This is a genomic window from Micromonospora sp. NPDC049799 (assembly GCF_040656655.1).
GTDB lineage: Bacteria > Actinomycetota > Actinomycetes > Mycobacteriales > Micromonosporaceae > Micromonospora.
In genome coordinates this window covers 1-2,451 of sequence record NZ_JBFAMU010000644.1, presented here as the reverse complement: position 1 = coordinate 2,451, position 2,451 = coordinate 1, and the positions used below count along the sequence as shown (strand labels likewise).

The 2,451-nt window shown below is 74.4% G+C and carries 2 protein-coding genes and 1 pseudogene; 1 reads left to right on the top strand and 2 read right to left on the bottom strand.

The window, feature by feature from the left end:
* Positions 1-305, top strand: a pseudogene (locus AB0I76_RS27675) (alcohol dehydrogenase); the annotation flags it as partial.
* A gap of 24 nt (positions 306-329) precedes the next feature.
* Here the strand turns inward: AB0I76_RS27675 and AB0I76_RS27670 are convergent.
* Together AB0I76_RS27670 and AB0I76_RS27665 are read right to left on the bottom strand one after the other, a co-directional pair.
* On the bottom strand, positions 330-1,130 hold the full coding sequence (locus AB0I76_RS27670) for an alpha/beta hydrolase family protein (protein WP_357041411.1): 801 nt from the start codon (positions 1,128-1,130) through the stop codon (positions 330-332).
* A 23-nt stretch (positions 1,131-1,153) separates the two neighbouring features.
* Positions 1,154-2,344, bottom strand: a complete 1,191-nt coding sequence (locus AB0I76_RS27665) for a spore photoproduct lyase family protein (RefSeq protein WP_357041409.1) — start codon at positions 2,342-2,344, stop codon at positions 1,154-1,156.
* Positions 2,345-2,451: the final 107 nt, after the last annotated feature.

Genomic DNA, 2,451 nt, shown 5'->3' with positions numbered 1-2,451 from the left:
CGGCCACGTTCGAGCTGTGCGCCGCGCTGGTCCGGCCCGGTGGCCGGGTCGCCAACGTCGGCGTGCACGGCCGGCCGGCGACGCTGCACCTGGAGGACCTCTGGATCCGCAACGTCACCATCACGACCGGCCTGGTCGACACGCGCACCACGCCCCGGCTGCTCGACATGCTGGTGGCGGGGCAGTTCGACACCGGGCAGATGGTCACCCACCGGTTCCCGCTGGAGGAGATCATGCGGGCGTACGACGTGTTCGCCAGCCCGGCCGAGACCGGCGCGCTGAAGGTGGTGCTCAGCCGAAGCTGACCGCCCACGGCCGGGCGGCGGGGTTCACGCCCCGCCGGCCGGCCGGTGCCGCAGCGGCAGCCACTCCAGCACGTCCTGGATCGTCGCGTCCCAGTACGCCCAGTCGTGCGCGCCGGGGGAGAACTCCACGGTGAGCGGGACGCCCCGCCGGCGGGCGGTGTCGACGAAGCGCCGGTTGTCGTCGTACAGGAAGTCCTCCGTGCCGCAGGCGACGTAGAGGGCGGGACCGTCGGTGCCGTCCGCGCCGTACCGGTCCAGCAGCGCCACGGTGTCGTCGTCGGTGCCGGCCACCGCGCGCTCGCCGAAGACGGTGTGCCAGACGCGCGGGTCCAGGGGGTGCGTGGGGTCGTGCCGGCGGTTGGCGACGTTCAGGGCACCGGAGAGGCTGGCCGCCGCGGCGAACCGGTCCGGGTCCCGCAGCGCCCACTTGACCGCTCCGTAGCCGCCCATCGACAGGCCCGCGACGAAGGTGTCCTCGCGGGCGTCGGAGAGCCGGAAGAAGTCGTGGCACAGGGCCGGCAGTTCCTCGCTGAGAAAGGTCCAGTAGCGGTTGCCGTGCTCCTCGTCGCAGTAGAAGCTGCGACCCACCTGCGGCATGACGACGGCCAGGCCGAGCGGCGCGACGTACCGCTCGATCGACGTGCGGCGCAGCCAGATCGTGTCGTCGTCGGTGAGGCCGTGCAGCAGGTAGAGCACCGGCGGGTCGCCGGCCGGGGCGCTGCCGGCCATGCCGATCTGCGACGAGGCGCGCTGGGGCAGGATCACCGTCAGGGACGTGTTGAGGCCGAGCACCTCGGAGTAGCAGTCAACGCGCATCAGGGCCACGGCGGCCGATGCTACGCGATCGGTCAGGTCCAGTAGAGGATGCGGCAGGCCGGCACCCGGGCGGCCAGCTCCCGCTCGAACCACGTACGCAGCTCGGTCATCACCTCGCGCGGGTACACGTACTTCACCGCGCCGAACTTCCCGTACTTGCGGCGGCGGGACTCCTCGTCCATCTCCAGCCGGGTGCGCGGGTACCAGCCGAGCAGCACCTCCTTGCTGCCCGGGGTGAACCGGTGGGTGATCAGCTCGGCGGTCAGGTCCAGGCCGGGCACCCCGGCCACGGCCGTCGCGACGTGGTCGAGCAGTGCGCCGTAGTGCTCCGGCCAGTCGGGCAGCGGCATGATCGGGGCGATGGTCAGGCCGACCGGGTAGCCGTCGAGCGCCAGCCGGCGCAGCGCCGCGAGCCGGTCCGGCACGGTGGCGGTGCCGCCCTCCATGCGCGTGCTGACCGGTGCGGCGTTGACGCTGAAGCGCACCCGGGTGCGCCCGGCGTGCGGCAGGCCCACGAACGTGTCCACGTCGGCGTACTTGGTGGTCCAGCGCAGTTGCACCGGTGCCTCCCAGGCGGCGAAGTGCTCCACGGCCCGCCGCCAGCTCCCGGTCAGGTGCTCCAGCGCCAGCGGGTCGGTGTAGCAGGACGCCTCGAACGTGGTGCCCTCCTCGGCCCGCTCGGCGCTGCGGCTGGTCACCGTGCCCCGGCCGGCGTAGTCGGCCAGCCCGGCGAGGATGCCGTCGAGGTCCGCGTACACCCGGGTGACCGGCGGGCCGGACAGCGAACCGGCGAGGTAGCAGTACTGGCAGTGCGCCGGGCAGCCCTCCGCCAGGTCGAACCGCCAGTCCGCGCTCGGTGCGATCGGTTGCAGCTTCCGGCGCGACGGTGGGCTCACCACGATCGCCAGCGTGGCCTTCGCCCGCGCGTACGTCTCCCGCTCGGTCTCGCCGCGGACCCCGGTCAGGCGGTTGGTGCGCAACCGTTCGACCTCGATGCCGAGGGCCTCGACCCGGGCGGCGATCCGCCGTCCGTGCGGGTGGTCCAGCGCCGCCGGGGTGGCGACCACCCGCCGTGGGGTCCAGCGCCGCGCCGGCCGCGCGGCCGGTGCCAGCGCCGCCAGGTCACGCGTCGGTACGCGCTCGCCGCTGGCGTCGTGCGGCGCCGGAGGTACGTCCACGGCGAGCGGCTCGTCGACGTCCACGGCCTCGGTGTCCGGCCTCATCCGACCGGGGTACCCCTTGCCGGTGCGATCCCACCTGCCGGCCGGCACGGCGGCGGGGGGCGGGGGGCGGGGGGCGCGCGCCCGGGGGGCGGGGGGGGCGCGTGCAT